General features: G+C 71.1%; 17 protein-coding genes, 3 tRNA genes and 1 pseudogene. 12 read left to right on the forward strand and 9 right to left on the reverse strand.

The features are described from left to right. Positions 1-19: 19 nt before the first annotated feature. The 3 genes and pseudogenes from ACVW00_RS21405 to mobA all read right to left on the reverse strand — a co-directional run bounded on the left by ACVW00_RS21405 (position 20) and on the right by mobA (position 1,982). Complete coding sequence (locus tag ACVW00_RS21405; RefSeq protein WP_457112916.1) at positions 20-1,006, reverse strand: NAD(P)H-quinone oxidoreductase; 987 nt, start codon at positions 1,004-1,006, stop codon at positions 20-22. Between the two features lie 118 nt (positions 1,007-1,124). Further along, positions 1,125-1,367: pseudogene (locus tag ACVW00_RS21410) on the reverse strand (DUF6457 domain-containing protein); the annotation flags it as partial. 33 nt (positions 1,368-1,400) lie between these two features. Beyond that, a complete protein-coding gene (mobA, locus tag ACVW00_RS21415; protein ID WP_457112917.1) occupies positions 1,401-1,982 on the reverse strand; it encodes a molybdenum cofactor guanylyltransferase in 582 nt (193 codons plus the stop codon). Positions 1,983-2,020: 38 nt separating this feature from the next. Between mobA and ACVW00_RS21420 the strand changes: the two genes are divergently transcribed. The 4 genes from ACVW00_RS21420 to ACVW00_RS21435 all read left to right on the forward strand — a co-directional run bounded on the left by ACVW00_RS21420 (position 2,021) and on the right by ACVW00_RS21435 (position 4,727). Continuing rightward, on the forward strand, positions 2,021-2,818 hold the full coding sequence (locus ACVW00_RS21420) for a carbon-nitrogen hydrolase family protein (protein WP_457112918.1): 798 nt from the start codon (positions 2,021-2,023) through the stop codon (positions 2,816-2,818). A gap of 130 nt (positions 2,819-2,948) precedes the next feature. Further along, complete coding sequence (locus tag ACVW00_RS21425; protein WP_457112919.1) at positions 2,949-4,316, forward strand: hypothetical protein; 1,368 nt, start codon at positions 2,949-2,951, stop codon at positions 4,314-4,316. A 56-nt stretch (positions 4,317-4,372) separates the two neighbouring features. Beyond that, positions 4,373-4,600, forward strand: a complete 228-nt coding sequence (locus tag ACVW00_RS21430) for a biotin/lipoyl-binding carrier protein (RefSeq protein WP_457112920.1) — start codon at positions 4,373-4,375, stop codon at positions 4,598-4,600. Positions 4,601-4,638: 38 nt separating this feature from the next. Beyond that, positions 4,639-4,727, forward strand: a tRNA-Ser gene (locus tag ACVW00_RS21435). Between the two features lie 90 nt (positions 4,728-4,817). Here the strand turns inward: ACVW00_RS21435 and ACVW00_RS21440 are convergent. Further along, positions 4,818-5,174, reverse strand: coding sequence for a hypothetical protein (locus ACVW00_RS21440; RefSeq protein ID WP_457112921.1), 357 nt, complete (start codon positions 5,172-5,174; stop codon positions 4,818-4,820). Between the two features lie 116 nt (positions 5,175-5,290). Here ACVW00_RS21440 and ACVW00_RS21445 point away from each other — a divergent pair, with 116 nt between their 5' ends. The 3 genes from ACVW00_RS21445 to ACVW00_RS21455 all read left to right on the forward strand — a co-directional run bounded on the left by ACVW00_RS21445 (position 5,291) and on the right by ACVW00_RS21455 (position 6,307). After that, the gene (locus ACVW00_RS21445) at positions 5,291-5,752 is read left to right on the forward strand and encodes a hypothetical protein (RefSeq protein ID WP_457112922.1); all 462 of its coding nucleotides are present in this window, start codon (positions 5,291-5,293) and stop codon (positions 5,750-5,752) included. Between the two features lie 81 nt (positions 5,753-5,833). Next, positions 5,834-5,923, forward strand: a tRNA-Ser gene (locus tag ACVW00_RS21450). Between the two features lie 231 nt (positions 5,924-6,154). Next, positions 6,155-6,307 (forward strand): hypothetical protein, encoded by a 153-nt coding sequence (locus ACVW00_RS21455; protein WP_457112923.1) that lies wholly within the window; start codon positions 6,155-6,157, stop codon positions 6,305-6,307. Between the two features lie 137 nt (positions 6,308-6,444). Here the strand turns inward: ACVW00_RS21455 and ACVW00_RS21460 are convergent, their stop codons facing one another. Beyond that, positions 6,445-7,482, reverse strand: coding sequence for a LuxR family transcriptional regulator (locus ACVW00_RS21460; RefSeq protein WP_457112924.1), 1,038 nt, complete (start codon positions 7,480-7,482; stop codon positions 6,445-6,447). Positions 7,483-7,577: 95 nt separating this feature from the next. Between ACVW00_RS21460 and ACVW00_RS21465 the strand changes: the two genes are divergently transcribed. After that, the gene (locus tag ACVW00_RS21465; RefSeq protein WP_457112925.1) at positions 7,578-8,195 is read left to right on the forward strand and encodes a TMEM175 family protein; all 618 of its coding nucleotides are present in this window, start codon (positions 7,578-7,580) and stop codon (positions 8,193-8,195) included. Here ACVW00_RS21465 and ACVW00_RS21470 read toward each other — a convergent pair. From ACVW00_RS21470 to ACVW00_RS21480, 3 genes are all read right to left on the reverse strand, one after another. Continuing rightward, positions 8,184-8,612: a MarR family winged helix-turn-helix transcriptional regulator gene (locus tag ACVW00_RS21470; RefSeq protein ID WP_457112926.1), complete on the reverse strand. Its 429-nt coding sequence runs from the start codon at positions 8,610-8,612 to the stop codon at positions 8,184-8,186. The genes ACVW00_RS21465 and ACVW00_RS21470 overlap by 12 nt on opposite strands. Beyond that, positions 8,609-10,081, reverse strand: coding sequence for an MFS transporter (locus ACVW00_RS21475; protein ID WP_457112927.1), 1,473 nt, complete (start codon positions 10,079-10,081; stop codon positions 8,609-8,611). The genes ACVW00_RS21470 and ACVW00_RS21475 overlap by 4 nt, the downstream gene beginning before the upstream one ends. 25 nt (positions 10,082-10,106) lie before the next feature. After that, positions 10,107-10,182 (reverse strand) — tRNA-Arg (locus tag ACVW00_RS21480). Between the two features lie 252 nt (positions 10,183-10,434). Between ACVW00_RS21480 and ACVW00_RS21485 the strand changes: the two genes are divergently transcribed. From ACVW00_RS21485 to ACVW00_RS21500, 4 genes are all read left to right on the forward strand, one after another. Then, complete coding sequence (locus ACVW00_RS21485; protein WP_457112928.1) at positions 10,435-12,276, forward strand: phosphoenolpyruvate carboxykinase (GTP); 1,842 nt, start codon at positions 10,435-10,437, stop codon at positions 12,274-12,276. 14 nt (positions 12,277-12,290) lie between these two features. Beyond that, positions 12,291-12,812, forward strand: coding sequence for an N-acetyltransferase family protein (locus ACVW00_RS21490; RefSeq protein ID WP_457113156.1), 522 nt, complete (start codon positions 12,291-12,293; stop codon positions 12,810-12,812). Between the two features lie 83 nt (positions 12,813-12,895). Then, positions 12,896-14,221, forward strand: a complete 1,326-nt coding sequence (locus ACVW00_RS21495) for an adenylate/guanylate cyclase domain-containing protein (RefSeq protein WP_457112929.1) — start codon at positions 12,896-12,898, stop codon at positions 14,219-14,221. A gap of 79 nt (positions 14,222-14,300) precedes the next feature. Further along, entirely contained in the window at positions 14,301-15,488 is a 1,188-nt protein-coding gene (locus ACVW00_RS21500) for a hypothetical protein (RefSeq protein WP_457112930.1), read from the forward strand. Here the strand turns inward: ACVW00_RS21500 and ACVW00_RS21505 are convergent. Next, a complete protein-coding gene (locus tag ACVW00_RS21505; protein WP_457112931.1) occupies positions 15,485-16,882 on the reverse strand; it encodes an adenylate/guanylate cyclase domain-containing protein in 1,398 nt (465 codons plus the stop codon). The genes ACVW00_RS21500 and ACVW00_RS21505 overlap by 4 nt on opposite strands. Positions 16,883-16,893 lie beyond the last annotated feature (11 nt).

A 16,893-nucleotide genomic window follows, 5' to 3' on the forward strand; every position in this document is an offset into this window, starting at 1 on the left:
CGACCGCCGACCGCCGGGCTCAGACGCGGAGCAGGATCTTGCCGATGTGCTCACCGGAGTCCATGAGGGCGTGCGCCTCGGCGACGTCGGCGAGCGGGATCTCCGCGCCGACCACGGGCCGCACCTTGCCGGCCTCGACGAGCGGCCAGACGTGCTCCTCGACCGCCCGGCAGATCGCTGCCTTCTCCCCGACAGGTCGCGCGCGCAGCGTGGTCGCGGCGACCGCCGCGCGCTTGGACATGAGCACACCGAGGTCGAGCTCGCCCTTCGACCCACCCTGCAACCCGATGATCGCGAGCCGGCCCTCGGTGGCCAGCGCGGCGACGTTCCTGGCGAGGTACTTCGCGCCCATGTTGTCCAGGATGACGTCGGCGCCGCCGGCCTCGGCGAGCACGTCGACCCAGAGTGGAATTCCAGAAGCGGCCTCGTCGCGGTAGGAGATCGCCCGCTCGGCGCCAAGTGTGCGACACAGCTCGAGCTTCTCCGCCGACCCCCCGGTCGCGAACACCCGCGCCCCGAGCGCGGACGCGAGCTGGATCGCGAAGCTGCCGATCCCTCCGGCGCCACCGTGGACGAGCAGCGTCTCACCGGACCGCAGCTGGGCGACCATGAAGACGTTGGACCACACCGTGCACGCGACCTCGGGCAGCGCCGCCGCGGTGGCGAGCGGGACGCCGTCCGGCACGCGCATCAGCTGCCCGGCAGGCACGACCACCTGCTCGGCGTACCCGCCGCCGGCGAGCAGCGCACAGACCTCGTCGCCGATCGACCAGCGGTCGACCACCTCGCCCACCGAGCGGATCGTGCCCGAGCACTCGAGCCCGAGCACGTCGCTCGCACCCGGCGGTGGTGGGTAGAACCCCATCCGCTGCAGCAGGTCGGCACGGTTGACCGCGCTGGCGACGACGTCCACGACGACCTCGCCGTGCCCCGGTTCGGGATCGGGAAGGTCGGTCAGCGTCAGGGCGTCGGGGCCGCCGGGCGTCGGGACGGTGACAGCACGCATCGCCCCAGCATAGGCAGCGCAACGAGCAGGGGCCGGTCAGGCTTCGACCGACTCCAGCTCCTCCTCGACCTCGGGATCGTCGTCCTCGTGGGCCACGTCGTACGCCCGTCTTGTCCCACCGCTGGGCCAGGGCCAGCGCAGCCGCCGCCAGGCGTTCGATCTCCTCGGGATCGCCCTCGGAGGCGGCCGCGGCGTACCCGAGCAGGAACGTGGTGATCGGCGCGGCCGGCCGGGCCACGTTGTGCGCAGCTTCGCGAGCGACATCCAGGATGAGCGCCTCGTCGAGGTCGACCTCCACGTCGAGCACGTCGCAGAGCTCGTCGATCCAGTCGTGCAGGTTCACAACGCCACGATTACCCACGCAGCCGGACGGCGCAAGGGCAATGGCGAAGGATCACCGATCTCTCCGGTCGAGGGCTTCGCGAAACCGGACGAGGTCGTCCCAGGTGTCGAGATCCTGGGCCTCGTCGCCGGCAGCCGGGACGCGTGCCAGCCGCAGGCCGTCGACCAGCTCCCGCATCGAGAGGCCGTGCGTGGTGGCGCCGGCTCGCGACGCCTCGATCGCACTCACCGAGTACGCCGCGCAGAGGTACTGCTCGCGCCCTGACGGGTCGACGAGCACGGCGCCGTCCTCGTCCGCAGCGTCGATCAACCGGCGCACCGTGTCGGGCGACACGAGCGGCATGTCGACCGCGAGCGCCACCACCAGCCGGGGCCGGTGGGCGAACGCTCGCAGGCCCGCGAGCAGGCCGGCCGCCGGGCCGCCGCCTGCGGGGTCCTCGCGGGTGAACGTCATCGGACGGCTGGTCGGCACCTCACCGCCGACGACGACGATCTCGGTCGCCGCGGCCAGTGCGCCGATCGCGTGCTCGAGCAGCGTCCGGTCGCCGACCTCGATCGACGCCTTGTCCGCACCGCCCAGGCGCGCGGCTCCGCCACCGGTGAGCACGACTGCGCCGAAGGGGTCTCCCGCCACGGCTCGCAGTGTGTCACCACGGCTGGCACGCTGGTTGCATGACCGACGCCGATCAAGACGCGCACGAGGTCCTGCGCGTCACGCTCTGGCAGCACGCGTCCGGGCTCGACCCGGCGGCGAACCTCGCGGCTCTGGACCGGGTGGCCGATCTCGCCGACGGCGCCGATCTGGTGGTGCTTCCCGAGGCCTTCGCCCGTGACTTCGGCGAGCCCGGCAGCGACGTCGGCCCGTACGCCGAGCCGCTCGACGGGCCCTTCGCGACCCGGCTCGGCGAGTTGGCCGAGAAGCACGACATCACCGTGCTGGCGGGCATGTTCGAGCGGTCCGACGAGACCGATCGCCCGTACAACACGCTGGTGCTGGCCGGGCCCGGGAGCCGCACGACGTACCGGAAGATCCACCTGTACGACTCGTTCGGCTACCGCGAGTCCGACGCACTGAGCGCCGGCCCACTGGAGCCGGTCACCGCCGACGTCCATGGCTTCCGGGTCGGCCTGATGACCTGCTACGACCTGCGCTTCCCCGAGCTCGCGCGTGCACTGTCCGCCGACGGCATGGACGTCCTGGTCGTGCCCGCTGCCTGGGTCGCCGGGCCGCGCAAGGTGATGCAGTGGCAGGCACTCCTGCGCGCACGCGCTATCGAGAACCTCTGCTGGGTGGTCGCCGCGGCCCAGCCGGGCCCTCGTTACTGCGGGCACTCGCTGGTGGTCTCGCCGACCGGCGACGTCGTGGTCGAGGCCGGTGAGGCCGACGAGGTCCTGAGCGTGCCGCTCGACCTGGCCGCGGTCCGGGACGCCCGGGCGACCAACCCCTCGCTCCTGAACCGCCGGATGTGAGGGCCCTCGAACGGCCCCGGTTGATAGGCTCCGACGTCTATCCAGGCGAACGCCGCGGGCCGGGTCGGGGGGCAGGCCAGGCGGGGCTCGTCGCGCCCTGATCAGACGGCCAACACAGAAGGTGGGACAGGTGTCCGGTCCTGACCGCGCACCCGGTCGCCGACGCGCTGTGCCCGGCAACGAGCCGCCGTCGACCGCGATCCCGGACGCCGGTGGCGGTACGACGGGCCGACCGCCGGCACGCCGTGCCGCCCGCGCGCCGGTCTCACGACCCTCGCTCCCACCGGCCGAGCGGCCGGCCGCCCGGCCCCGCCGGCGCGCTGAGCAGCCCGAGCCGACCCGGCGCCGCGAGCCGTCCTCGAAGCCTTCGCCGGTCGCGCCGACCCCGGCTCCCACACAGCTCTACCCCGAGGCCGCACCGTCCGACCCGGCCCGTCCCCACCGCCAGTCCGCGCGTGCCGGCACCCGGCCTGCCGCGCCCACCCGGCGCGGCGGGTCCGGACGGACGCGGGCCGCTCTCCGGCGCACCGCCCAGGGGCTGTGGGTGCTGGTCGTCCTGGTCTGCGTCGCCGCGCTCGTCGCGGTGCGGGTCACCGACGACCTCCCCGACCTGGTCCGCCAGGTCGCCGGCGGGGCGCTGTCGACGGCACTCGCCCTCGCCCTGGCGGTCCGCACGGGGGGCCGCCCCATCTGGGCCGCGCTCCTGACCGCCGCGCTGGCAGCCGCGGCCTTTGCCACCGGATGGCACCCGCTCCTCGCCGGCTGCGCGGTCGGCACCGGCGTGCTCGCCGCGACGCTCGGTGTGATGGCCACGGTCCCGGCCGCCAACGTGGCCCGGGCGATCCGGGAGGCCCTCGTCGCGACCATGATCGGCTGGGTCGGTGCGCTCGGGGTCGTCGCGTACGGCCCGGGGGCACGCCTCGACGTCGATCTGGTCCGCTTCGGGTACGCCGTGCTCGGGCTGTCGCTCCTCGGCGCGATCGCGCTGGTCTACCGGCTCGGCGCCGGCCTCCACGGGCTCGGCCGGCGAGGCTACGTCGTCGCCGGCGGTGCCGTGCTGATGCTGGCGATCGCGCTCGCCTACAGCGAGGCGATCGCACAGTGGGGGTCGCGTGACCTCGTCGGCACCATCGACGACCTCCGCGACTCGACGAAGGACGCGCTGCACGCCGTACCGCACCCGATCATGGCGCTGCTCGGCTACCCGGCACTCGTCTGGGGCGTCTTCATGCGCGCGCGGAGACGGCAGGGCTGGTGGGTCTGCGCGTTCGGGGTCGCGGTGACCTCGCCCTCGGCGACCCGGCTGGTCGCGCAGGAGCTCAGCCCGAGCGCCGTGGTGCTCGGCGCGATCTACAGCGTCGTCGCCGGCGTGGCCCTGGGGTACGTCGTGATCCGGGTGGAGCAGTCGCTGACCGGCACCCACGGGCGACGCGCCCGCCGCGACGAGGAGGCCGAGGCGCACCGGCCCGAGCCGGGCAGGTTCGAGCCACTGCACTGAGTGCACCGCGGCCGCGAACGCGCGAGTAACAGCCGGCCCACGGTAGCGTCGCGCCCATGGCCTCCTCGACGTCGCAGATCCTCGCCGAGATGGTGGCCAGCGTCCTGTCGGTGGCGGTCGCGCCGGGCGACGACGTCGAGGTCGGCGACACGGTGATGCTGCTGGAGTCGATGAAGATGGAGATCCCGGTGCTCGCCGAGCGCGCCGGCACCGTCCACGAGGTCAAGGTCGTCGCCGGCGACGTGATCCAGGAGGGCGACATCCTCCTGGTGCTCGAGCACTAGACTCCCGAACCTGCGCCGGGACTCGCGCCCGGACGCAGGGAGGGGTGCCGGAGTGGCCGATCGGAACCGCCTTGAAAGCGGTCGCTGGCAGAGATGTCAGCCGCGGGTTCGAATCCCGCCCCCTCTGCTGCCGAAGGCGCTGCGGAGCTGCGCCCTCAGCAGAGGGGGCGCGGCCGGGGCAGGCGGCTGCCGAAGGCGCTGCGGAGCTGCGCGCTCGTTACTCCGAGCCGCCGATCTCGAGCGACACCGAGTCGTAGATGAGGTCGTGCACGCGCTGCCGGTAGTGCTCGACGTCGGCGAGCAGCCGCCGGACCTCGACCGCCATCCGGTCGCTGTCCAGCCGGTCGAGCAGGCCCGTGCCGACGGTCGAGATGCGCGCCAGCAGCTGCCGGCGCTCGCGGTCGGCGGTGCCGGTGCGGGCGGCGAGCCAGCCGTCCCAGGCCTGGAAGTTCTCGTCGCTGAGCGCCTGCCGGACCGCGGAGAGCCGCTGCCGGACGAGCCATCGCCAGTTCGACGACGTCCGTGCGCCGGTGAGTGTCTCCTGAAGCTCCGAGATCGCTGATTCGAGGGTCATCAGCCACCACCTCACGAGAGTCTGGTCGTGCACCAGTGGGACCTTGAGTGTGACTCAGCCCACACCCCCTGACAAGGGCCGGAGGACGATTGAAAATCGCACCGCACAATGGCCCCGTGGCGATGATGGAAACCCGCGACTACCGGCTGGCGACGGCGTTGCGCGCGCGCCTCATGGGTGCTGTGCTGGCGGCGATCGGCGTCTCCGCGCTGGTGGTCACCGTGGTGGTCGCGCTCGCAGATGTCCCGCGGTCCGTGGTCGCCGGACTCGTCGCGCTGGGCGCCGTCGCGGTGGTCGTCGCCGCCGTTGCCCTGGGCCGCGGCTGGTACGTCGTGCGGCTGGACGCCACCGGCTACCGGGTGCGCTTCGTCCGCGGCGTCGGCCGGGCGCACGCACGCTGGACCGACGTCGCCGACGTCACTACCGCAGTCGTCTCAGGTACGCCGTGCGTGGTGCTGCGGCTGCGCGACGGTGCTGCCTCGACCGTGCCGGTGAACCTCGTCGAGGGCGACCGTGAGGAGTTCGTCGAGGAGCTGCGCCGGCGGCTCGACGCCGGCCACGGCTACCGCCCTCTCTGAGGCGGTTGCGCGCCGCTTCGCGGCGTACCGGCCCGATTTCTCCCAGCACGCCGCGCATGGGTAACCTGTCCCACGCTGCCTGGAGGTGTCGCCTAGTCCGGTCTATGGCGCCCGCCTGCTAAGCGGGTTGAGGGCAAACCCCTCTCGCGGGTTCAAATCCCGCCACCTCCGCGGTGTGATGTCCGAGGGCATCGCGATGGCCTGGGCCCCACCATCGTGGGCCCGGGCCATCGGCGATCCCGGGCGATTCCGGCCCGCCGGGCCGACTTGCACGAACTTGCAGGAAGGTGCACTGCACGTTCATGAGGCAACCCGTCCGTTGGTCGGCGGGACCAACGTGGGCGAGACTGGGGCATACCGACCACATCCCCTGCGTGGCCGCGAACCTAAGGACCCCTGACGATGAGCACACTCAAGCGCGTCGCCCGCCTCGCCGCGGGCGCGATCCTCGTGACCGGCATCTTCGCCGGTTCCGCCGCGCCGGCCGGCGCGGCCGCCGACGCCTCGTCGAGCCACGTGCACATGGTGCTCATGGACACCGGATGGGGCGGCTGAACGACAACCAAAGACTCGAGACGAGGACGCACGTCACCCCCAGACAGTCCGTCATTGCCAACCCCCGGCCCGTCTCGTGACGAAGGGCGGAGAGACCCCCACTCTCCGCCCTTGTCATGTCCGGACATCTCCCGGACTCAGGCGTCGGGAGCCGTCGCTGGTCGCGGAGGACGCGAGCCCTTCTCCTGGCGCTCGCGCTCCTCCTGCTGGCCGATCGCGTAGCCGAGCTGGAAGCGGGTCTCCACGGCGTACTCCGCCTTGAGCGACGCGACGTAGCCCGCGTAGGTGCGGGTGCTGACGCCCATCCGCTTCGCGCTGGCGTTGTCGCTGTGGCCCTCGACGAGCATCCGCACGGTCATGTTGTGGACGTCGTCGGCGACCTCGCGCTCGGTGTTGAGCTCCCGGTCGGTGAAGCCGCGGGCGCGCTCCCAGTAGCGCTCGAAGATGTCGACGAGGTAGGCGACCAGGCCGGCGTCGTGGATCGCGATCGCGACCTGGTAGCCCTCCGCGCCCGGGACGATCGCGAGCCGGCGATCGACGACGATGAGCCGGTTGAAGAACTCGTCGAGGGTGCGGACCTCCGCGCCGTGCCTGATCACCTGCTCGACGTACTCGCGGGTGGCCACGCTGCGCCGGGCGGAGTGCTGGTAGAGGGTGTGCATCCGCACGCCGCGCTCGAGCGCGCGCTTGTCGCGCTCGATCGCCTCGGCGAGGATCGCCGGGTCGCGGGCACCGTCGGGCTGGGCCGTCAGCAGCTCGAACTCCGCGTCCCCGACGGCCGCGGTGAGGAAGCGGTTGATGTTGGGCAGGCCGCGGAGCTCGACGATCGGGACGGCGGCGGGAGCGGTACGCCGGTAGGCGAGCCCCAGCTCGCCGAACGTGTTGGCCCACTCCGTCGACTCGGCGAGGAGCTCGGCGGCGCGCTGGCCCATCGGGGAGACCACCCGCGACTGGACGGTCGCCGGGTCGACCGGCAGGAAGGACGCCGTCGGGGGGTCGAGGGCGAGCAGGCCGAGGTCGACGAGGAACGTGAACGCCTCGTGGTGCGGACCGCCCTCGAGGACACGCGGGTCGTCCGCGCTGATCGCCCCTTCCAGGACGATCTTCTGGAAGAGGTCACCTGCATCGCTCTGCAGGAGACGACGGTGGGCGGCGCCGTACTCCGTGGGGGTCACGTGTCCGATTATTCACAAACATGCAACCCGGGACATCGTTCTTTCGGCTACCGAGGCACCACCCGGATGCCGTCGGCGGGTGCCATCCTGTCCGCGTGAGCGGGCTCTACAACCAGTACTCCGGACGCAACCCCGGCCGGATCCAGGCACTTGCCGACGGTGTCTTCGCCGTCGCGATGACCCTCCTCGTCCTCGACCTCAGGCTGCCGCGGACCGGCGCGGGCGGCAGCCACGCCCTGTGGTCGGAGCTGACCGACCTGGGGCCCAACCTGGCGGCGTACCTGCTGAGCTTCACGATGCTGGGCACCTTCTGGCTGGCGATCCACACGCTGCTCGACCTCTGCGAGGACTCCGACCGGATGCTGGCGTGGGCGGTGCTGACCTACCTGTTCTTCGTGACGACGCTTCCCTTCAGCGCCTCGGTCCTCGCCGACAACTCCCACGTGCGGCTCGCGGTGTTCCTCTACTGGGCCAACCTCGCGGCTCTGGGCGCCTGCATCGGCTGGGCGATCCTGCACGCGGGTCGGGCCGGCCTGGTCCCCGCCGAGCGCAGCGACGGCCTCGTCCTGGTCCGTCGCCGACTGCTCTTCGCCCAGGCGCTCTACGCGCTCGCCGCCCTCGTGGTCATCCTCAGCCCGGTGGCGGGGATCATCGCGCTGGCCGCGTGCCAGCTGTTCTTCGTGGTCTCGCCCCGGCTGCCGCTACGCGCCTGAGCTCTCGACCAGCCGGCGCAGGATCCGGTCCAGGGTCTCGAGCTCCGCCTGCGTCAGGGAGGACAGCGCCGCCGGTGGTGCCGACTGGATCTCGGCTGCCTTGCGGGCGACCGCTCGCCCTGCGGTGGTGATGCGCACCAGCTTGGACCGGCGGTCGGCCGGGTTGACCTCGCGCTCGACCAGACCGCGCTTCTCCAGGTCGTCCACGATCACCGTGATGTACGGCGCGTCGGTCACGAGCGCCGCTCCCAGCTCACGCATCGGCAGTGGCCCGGACGTCAGGAACCGCAGCGCCTTCGCCCGCAGGTAGCTCATCCCGATCGCCTCGGAGACCGCGAACCGCCGATCGTGCAGGTCGAGGACGAGGTGGCGCATCGACTCCCACGCGCTGGTGGCGGGGTCGGACCGCTCGCTCATCGGCCGGCCCTCGCCAGGTCGCCCTGCGGAGCAGGGTCCTCGTCGAGCAGATGGGCGACGCGGGCCACCGACGCAGCCGCACGTCGGCCGGTGCTGACCCAGGCGAGCACGAACACGGCGGCGGCCGCGCCGACGACGATCCACCAACCCGCGTGGCTCGCTCCCGAGAGATCGGTGCGGATGCCGGCGCCGACGCCGCTGCCGACCACCGCACCGACCACGGCCACGCCGAGGGTGGCGCCGACCTGTCGGCTCGTGCTCGCGATGGCGGCCGCAACCCCCGCACGGCTCCGCGGCATCCCGGACACCGCTGCGTTGGTGATCGGCGCGTTCAGCATGCCGAACCCGAACCCGACGACCAGGGAGGACGCCAGCAGCCACCCGTACGCCGTGTGGTCGGTGAGCATGGTCAGCGGCAGCGCGCCGACGCACATGGCGGCGCCGGCGACCAGGAGCGGCGTACGCGGTCCGCGGCCGGCCACCATGCGTCCCGATACGGGCGCAAAGAGGGCGGTCATGGTGGCGAGGGGCAGCAGGAAGAGCCCGGCGTGCAGCGCGCCCAGACCACGGACCTCCTGCAGGTAGAGGGTGTTGAGGAACAGGAACCCGCTGAACGCGCCCATGCCGCAGACGGCGATGGCGGTCGCGCCCGAGAACGGCATGCTGCGGAAGAAGGCCAGCTCGATGAGCGGGTCCTGGCGTCGACCCTCGTGGCGCAGCAGGGCGGCGAGAGACACCAGGCAGAGGGCCACGAGAGCCCAGATCTCGGTCGTGCCGGTCCGGCGCGCCTCGATGATCGCGTAGGTCATCGAGAGCAGGACCACGATGACGAGGAGCTGCCCGAACGGATCCATCCGCCGTGCGCGCTCCGCCCTCGACTCCGGGACGAACAGCGCCGCCAGGGCGAAGGCAGCAATGCCGATCGGGACGTTGATCCAGAACACCGAGCGCCAGCCGATCGAGTCGACGAGCACGCCGCCGAGGACCGGGCCGACGCCCAGGCTGACCCCGGCCATGCCGGCGAAGACGCCGATCGCCCGGGCCCGCTCGCGCGGGTCGATGAACACGTTGGTCACGATCGACATCGCCACCGGGTTGAGCATCGAGCCGCCGACGGCCTGGACCATCCGGAAGGCGACCAGCCAGCCGAGCCCGGGAGCGATGCTGCACAGCAGCGAGCCCACGGTAAAGACCACCAGCCCGACCTGGAAGGTGCGACGCCGGCCGAGCCGGTCCGCGGTCGAGCCGGAGAGGATCAGCAGGCTGGCGAGCACGACCGTGTAGGCGTCGATGACCCACTGCAGGCCCGAGACCGACGCGTGCAGGTCGGTGCGGATCGACGGCAGGGCGACGTTGACGATGGTGATGTCCATGCCGACCAGCAGCAGGCTCAGGCAGCAGATCGCCAGCACGAGCATCCGGCGGCGTCGGCTCAGCTCGGGAGCGACCGCCGGATTGGTTGTAGGCACATAACTATTGTAGCGACACAACGATTGGCGCGCTCGGAGGGATTCGAACCCCCAACCTTCTGATCCGTAGTCAGATGCTCTATCCGTTGAGCTACGAGCGCATGCCCCGGGGTGGAGTGCCCGAAGAGCGGTGAGCATCGTAGCGCGAGGGTCGATCGGCGACGAAATCGGGCACTACGGCCCTGTGGAACCAGTGGTTGATCGATCCAATATGCGAGCGAGACCTGTGCAGGTACATTCAGGCGCGTCCTGGTCGCACCCCCTCGGGCGGACGATCCGGCACTCCCATGATCGGCTGCAACGGCGCGACGATCCACTGATCGACACCTCGGATCCGAGAGGACGCTAAGACGATGGCAGACGTGGAGAAGGCCCTGGACGACGCGGGGGTCACCAACCCGCACGTGCGCGAGTACGTCGCGTACTGGGCCGACCTGACCGGTGCCGAGCGGGTCGAGGTCGTCGACGCGGCCGACGACGCGCGCCTGGTCAAGGAGGCGCTCGAGGCCGGCGAGCTGCTGCCGGCCGGTGAGGGCCGCTACTACTCGCGCAGCTACCACAAGGACACCGCGCGTTCCGAGGAGCGCACGATCGTCGCGACGAGCGACCCCAAGGACAAGGGTGTCTACAACAACTGGCGCCCCGCCTCGGAGATGACGCCGCTGCTCGAGGAGCGCATGCGCGGCGCCTCGGCCGGCAAGACGATGTACGTGATCCCCTACCTGATGGCGCCTCCGGGATCGCCCCTCGCGCCCTGGGCCGCCGGCGTCGAGCTGACCGACTCGCGCACCGTCGTGCTGCACATGATCCGGATGTCGCGGGTCGGCGTGCACTACCTCGAGGAGCTCGAGGACCCGAACATGTTCGTCCGCGCGGTGCACGTGTGCGGCGACCTGGAGAACCTCGGCCAGGGCACCCCGGACGACCAGCGGTACTTCGTGACGGTCGCCGACGAGCGCACGATCCTGCACTACGGCTCGTCGTACGGCGGCAACGCGCTGCTCGGCAAGATCGCCCACGGCCTGCGCCAGGCGGCGTACGACGGCTGGGCCTCGAAGAAGTTCCTCGGCGAGCAGTACATGCTGATCGGGATCCTCGACAAGGAGACCGGCAAGGAGTACCACGTCTGCGGCGGCTTCCCGAGCGCCTCGGGCAAGACCAACCTCGCGATGATGCTCGCCCCCGACGCCCTCGGCGACCGGTACCACGTCTCGTTCTACGGCGACGACATCGCGTGGCTGTGGGTCGACGAGAAGGACGGCAAGCTCTACGGGATGAACCCGGAGTACGGCGTCTTCGGGGTCGCGAAGGACACCAACGAGGAGACCAACCCGACGGCGCTCGCGTCGATCGGCGAGGGCACCGGCGTGATCTTCACCAACGTCGCCTACAACCCGGACACGCAGGAGGTCTGGTGGGAGGGCCGCACCAAGCAGCCCCCGGCCGACGTCACCGGCTGGCTGGACTGGAAGGGCAACCCGATCGCGGACCGGTCTCCTGAGGAGGCCGACCAGCCCTGGGCACACCCGAACAGCCGGTTCACCACGACGCTGGACAACGTCCCCAACATCGCCAAGGACTACAACGCGCCGCAGGGCGTGCCGATCGACGCGATCATCTTCGGCGGCCGCACCCGTGACCGCGAGCCGCTGATCCGCGCGATCACCGACCTCGCCGAGGGCGTCTACGACGGCCTGACGCTGGGCGCCGAGGCGACCGCCGCTGCCGAGGGCAAGGAGGGCGTGCTGCGCTACGACCCGATGTCGAACCGGCCGTTCATGGCCTACGGCGAGGGCGACTACGCGGCGCACTACCTCGAGATCGTCGGTGCCGCGAAGGACCAGCCGATCTTCGCGCACGTGAACTGGTTCCAGCGTGACCCCGAGGACGGTCACTTCCTCTGGCACGGCTACCGGGACAACCTGCGCCCACTGCTGTGGCTGCTGCAGCTGAAGAACGGTGAGGTCAAGGGCCGCGAGACCCCGGTCGGCATCATCCCGACCGAGGACGAGCTGCACCTCGAGGGCATGGACACCAGGCCCGAGGACCTGGCCACCATCCTCTCCATCAACGTCCCGCGCTGGCAGCAGGAGATGGGCTACCGCGAGGAGCACCTCAAGCAGTTCCCGGGCATGCCCGAGGAGATCTGGGAAGCCCACCGCCGGGTCGCCGCGGCCCTCGACGCCGAGGACTAGGCGCCACGGCCACGATCAGACCGGCAGCAGCACAGGACGCCGTCGCACTCTCCGGAGTCGCGGCGGCGACCTTTGTGCTGGCCTGCCCGCCGGAGATGCCGGCCGAGGACGTCGAGAAGTTCGTCGCGCTCAACCTCACGCCCGAGCGCTTCGAGGAGTACCTCGCCGATCCGGGCCGGGCAGTCCTGCTCGCGGAGGAGGACGGTGCCGCGGTCGGCTACGCGATGCTGGTGCACGGCGAGCCGTACGACGAGAACGCCCGGGCCGTCGTACGGCATCGGCCGACGACCGAGCTGAGCAAGATCTACGTGCTGCCGAGCGCGCACGGGGGAGGTGTCGCGCGCGAGCTGCTCGCCGCGGCAGTCGAGGTCGCGCGCGAGACGGGCGCTGCCGGGATGTGGCTGGGCACGAACCAGGCGAACGTGCGCGCGCAGCGGTTCTACGAGAAGTCCGGCTTCGAGCGCGTCGGCACCAAGCGGTTCCACGTCGGTGGCCGCTGGGAGGACGACTTCGTCTACGAGCTGGTGCTGCGGTAGTTCGCGCCCACTCTGGTGGCTGGGCCACGCCGTGCGGTTGACTCGACCAACCAGCAGGTGGGTTCGTGGATCGGAGTGGGGCCATGCGGTTCTGGGATGTGTCTGGTCCGGATGTCGAGGCCGCGGATGCCGAGCCGTGGGACGGCCGGTGGGCCGGCGCCATGCGGCCGTTCAGCACGGGCGCGCTGGTCCGCCTCACCGCCGCGGCCGGCGTGCTGTACCTGCTCGAGCCGGGTGTGGGGCTCGGCGCTGTTCTCCTCAACCCGTCACTCGGGGAGCACCGGACGGTGGGATTCATGCTCTGCGCAGGCGGCCTCGCCGTCGGGGTCGCCATCTTCGTGGCTCTCGCTGTCCTCTCGCCGCGTCAGATCAGACGCTCTGCACCGGTCACCGCCCTGACTCTCCTGATGGTGACGCCGCTCATTGCCTCGGCAGGCATGGCGTCACTCGGGCCTCAGTTCGCAGTCTGGGCGACCGTGTACATCGGCGCCCCGATGTTCGCGTTCTACACGGTGCGTCTGCGCTGGGCAGTCGCTTGTGCATCCCTTGTCCTGGCCGGCTTCGGCCTGATCGTCAGCCTTCAGGAGGGCTGGTTCGCCCCGAAGGCGCAATGGTCCGCGGTGGCGGCGATCGTCGTCGCGACCGCCGTGCTGATGGGCCTGATCGCGGAGAGGGCCGATGCGCTCGCCGCGTCCGAGCACGACGCGCGTGTCGAGCTCGCCACGCTCAATCGCACACTCGAACACCGGGTGTCGCAACAGGTTGGGGAGATCGAGCGGCTCAGTGAGTTGAGAAGGTTCCTCTCGCCCCAGGTCGCCGACGCGGTCCTGTCGGGACAGGCAGAGGAGGTGACCATGCCGCATCGGCGCCGGATCGCTGTCTTCTTCTGCGACCTTCGCGGGTTCACTGCCTTCACCAACGGCGCCGAGCCCGAGGAGGTCATCGGAGTGTTGGACGAGTACTACCGCGTCGTCGGCGGTCTCTTGCAGCGGTACGACGCGACGGTGGGTGACTATGCCGGTGACGGGATCATGGCCTACTTCGGGGACCCGGTCCCGCGAGAGGACTCGGCGACCGCCGCCGTCGAGATGACCCGCGAGATCGCACACGTGATGGGCCCGGTCGTCGCGGAGTGGCAGCGCCGCGACTACCAGCTCGACTACGGCGTTGGTCTGGCCTACGGGTACGCGACCCTTGGGGTCGTCGGGTTCGACGGACGCTACGACTACAAGCCGGTGGGCGGGGTGGTGAACCTGGCGGCTCGACTGTGCGCGAGATCCGAGGAGGGACGGGTGCTCCTCGACCATGCGACGCATGCCGAGACCTCCGACCTGTTCCCGAGCGCCCACTTCGCCGATCTCGACCTCAAGGGCTACGGCGGCCCGACGAAGGTGTACTCGCTGACGTAGCTCTTGCGATCCGGCGCCATGGACATCCGGGCCTCCCCGGGACAGGATGTGGCTCAGGTCACGGTCCGGGAGGGACACGATGAGATCACGCTTGCTCGCCGCCTTGTCAGCCATCGTCATCGGGATCGGATTGGTCGCCGTGCCGCTCAGCTCCGCCGAGGCTGCCGGCAAGCCCGGCAAGCCCCTGACCGTGATGACCCGCAACCTCTACCTGGGTGCCGACATCAACCGTCCCGTGGTGGCCGCGCTCGCCGCGCAGCAGGCGGGCGGCTCCCCTCAGGACATCCTGGTCGCGCTCGCCAACGCGACGCACGAGACCCGTGCGATCGTCGACCAGACGAACTTCAACGTGCGCGCACGGCTGCTCGCGAAGGAGTTCAAGAGGAACCTCCCCGCACTCGTCGGCCTGCAGGAGGTCGCCCTCTGGCGATCCGGGCCTCTCCAGCTCGACCAGGTCGGCGTGCTGAACGCGACGACGGTCGACTACGACTTCCTCGACATCCTGCTGAAGGCACTGCGGAAGGAAGGGCTGCACTACAAGGCGGTGCAGATCGGCGACCGCGCCGACGTGGAGGCGCCGAGCTTCACCGGTAGCCCGTTCAACGGCTCGATGAGCCCTGATGCGCGCGACATCCGGCTCACCATGCGCGACGTGATCCTCAAGCGCAAGAACAGCGACGTGAAGGTTCTCGACGACGGCAATGCGCTGTACTCCCACAACCTGTCACTGTCCGTTGCCGGTGCCACGTTCAGCTTCGCGCGTGGCTACAACTGGGTCGACGTGCGGCACGGATCAAAGAGGTTCCGCTTCATCAACACCCACCTCGAGGCGTTCAGCTCCGACCTCGCCTACGCGCAGGCAGCCGAGCTCCTGCAGCACGCGCCGGCGCAGGGCCGGACCAACGTGTTCGTGTGCGACTGCAACTCCGACCCGCTGAACCACAGCGTCAAGCCGGGCGACACCCAGCCGCACAGCGGGCCCTACGACCTGATCACCGGCGCCGGTGGTTTCACCGACGAGTGGCTGCGGTGGAAGCCCGCGGCACAGGGCTGGACATCAGGACTCTCCGAGCTGGTCAACGAACCGAGCGCAGCCGGCTTCGACCACCGCATCGACATGGTCTTCGCCCGCAAGGCGGGCGGCGGTGGCCTGGGCGTCGACAAGGGACGCGTGACCGGCACCCGGATCACCGATTGCGACCCGGCCACCGGACTGTGGCCCTCCGACCACGGCGGTGTGGTGCTGCGGCTGCGCGGCCTCGGCTAGGGCCGCGCCCTCGCCTCGGCACCGGGCTGCCTCTGCGGCGGGACGTCGGAGGCCTCCGGCCGGTCGGCGGGGATCATCTCGTGCGGCCGCAGGGTGTCCTCGATCGTGACCTCCACGGACTCGGGGACGCCCGAGAGGGTGACGATCTCGCGCCGCCACCCGGGCGACTCCTCGAGCGCGCGAGCGGTGCCGGCGGCCATCAGGATCTGGCCGTCGCGGGCGATGTCGCAGAGCCGGGAGGAGAGGTTCACCGCCGTACCGACGGCGGCGTACTCGAGCTGTGACGCCGGGAGGCCCAGCGTGCCCACGGCGCACTCGCCGGAGGCGATGCCGACGCCGGCGCCGAGCTGGCAGTCGGGCGTCTGCCACCGGGAGGTGACCTCGCGGACGCGCACCAGCATGTCGCGGGCCAGCCGGAGCCCGGCGCGGGTGTGGTCCGCGCGCGGGAACGGCGCACCCACGAGCACGAGCGCGCCGTCGCCGGCGAAGTCCTTGACCGTCGCGCCGTACTCCTCGGCCGTCTCGATCACCGCGGTGTAGTAGTCCTGCAGGACCTCGACCATCCGCTCGGCACCGTTGCGCTGCGTGTAGCGGGTGAAGCCGCGCAGGTCGATGCTCACGGCGGTCAGGCTGTAGATCTCGCAGCGCATCACCTCCGTGCTGGCGTGGTGCACCGTCTCGGCGATCCCGGGGGACAGGAACCTGGCCAGGCTGGTGCGCTCCTCGAAGAGCGCGTCCTGCTGGCTGTCGATGGTCAGGTGGTCGAGGTAGGCCTGGCGCGTGGTCCACTCCATCGCCACGTTGACCAGCATCCCGGTGACCAGCGTCGTCATCGGGATGAAGATCCCCAGCACGAGGTCCTGGTCGTCGATCACGCCCTGGGCGCGCCACCGGACGGCGACCGCGACGGCGCCCAGCAGGTACGGCGCCACCGAGACGGCCGCGACCCCCGGCGACAGCCGGAACATCGTGAGCCCGAAGTACGCCGACATCGCCGCGCACGCGCCGACCAGCGGGGTGCTGTGCGTCGGCGCCGTCATCGCGACCGCGAGCAGGCCGCCCACGAGGTTGGCGACCGCACCTGCGGGCATCAGCAGGTGGTCGCGCTCGCCGCGGGCCCACACCGCCGACCCGGCGAGCAGGAGCGCGATCAGCGGGATCAGGACCAGCGCGAGTGCGCGAAGGTCGACCAGCGCGCCGAAGAGGACCGCGAACCAGGCGAGCCCGGCTGCCCCGGACCCGGTGTACATCGCGATCCTGGTGAAGGCGCGCACGTAGTCCGCGCGCCAATTGCGGTAGTCGCGCTCGATGTCAGGATCGACGAAACGCAGGCCCCCGAGATCGACCGGAGCGGCGAGCTCCGGGCTGACCGACCAGCCCTCGGGGCGGCTCATCCCGGCCTCGG

This window comes from Marmoricola sp. URHA0025 HA25 (assembly GCF_054059435.1).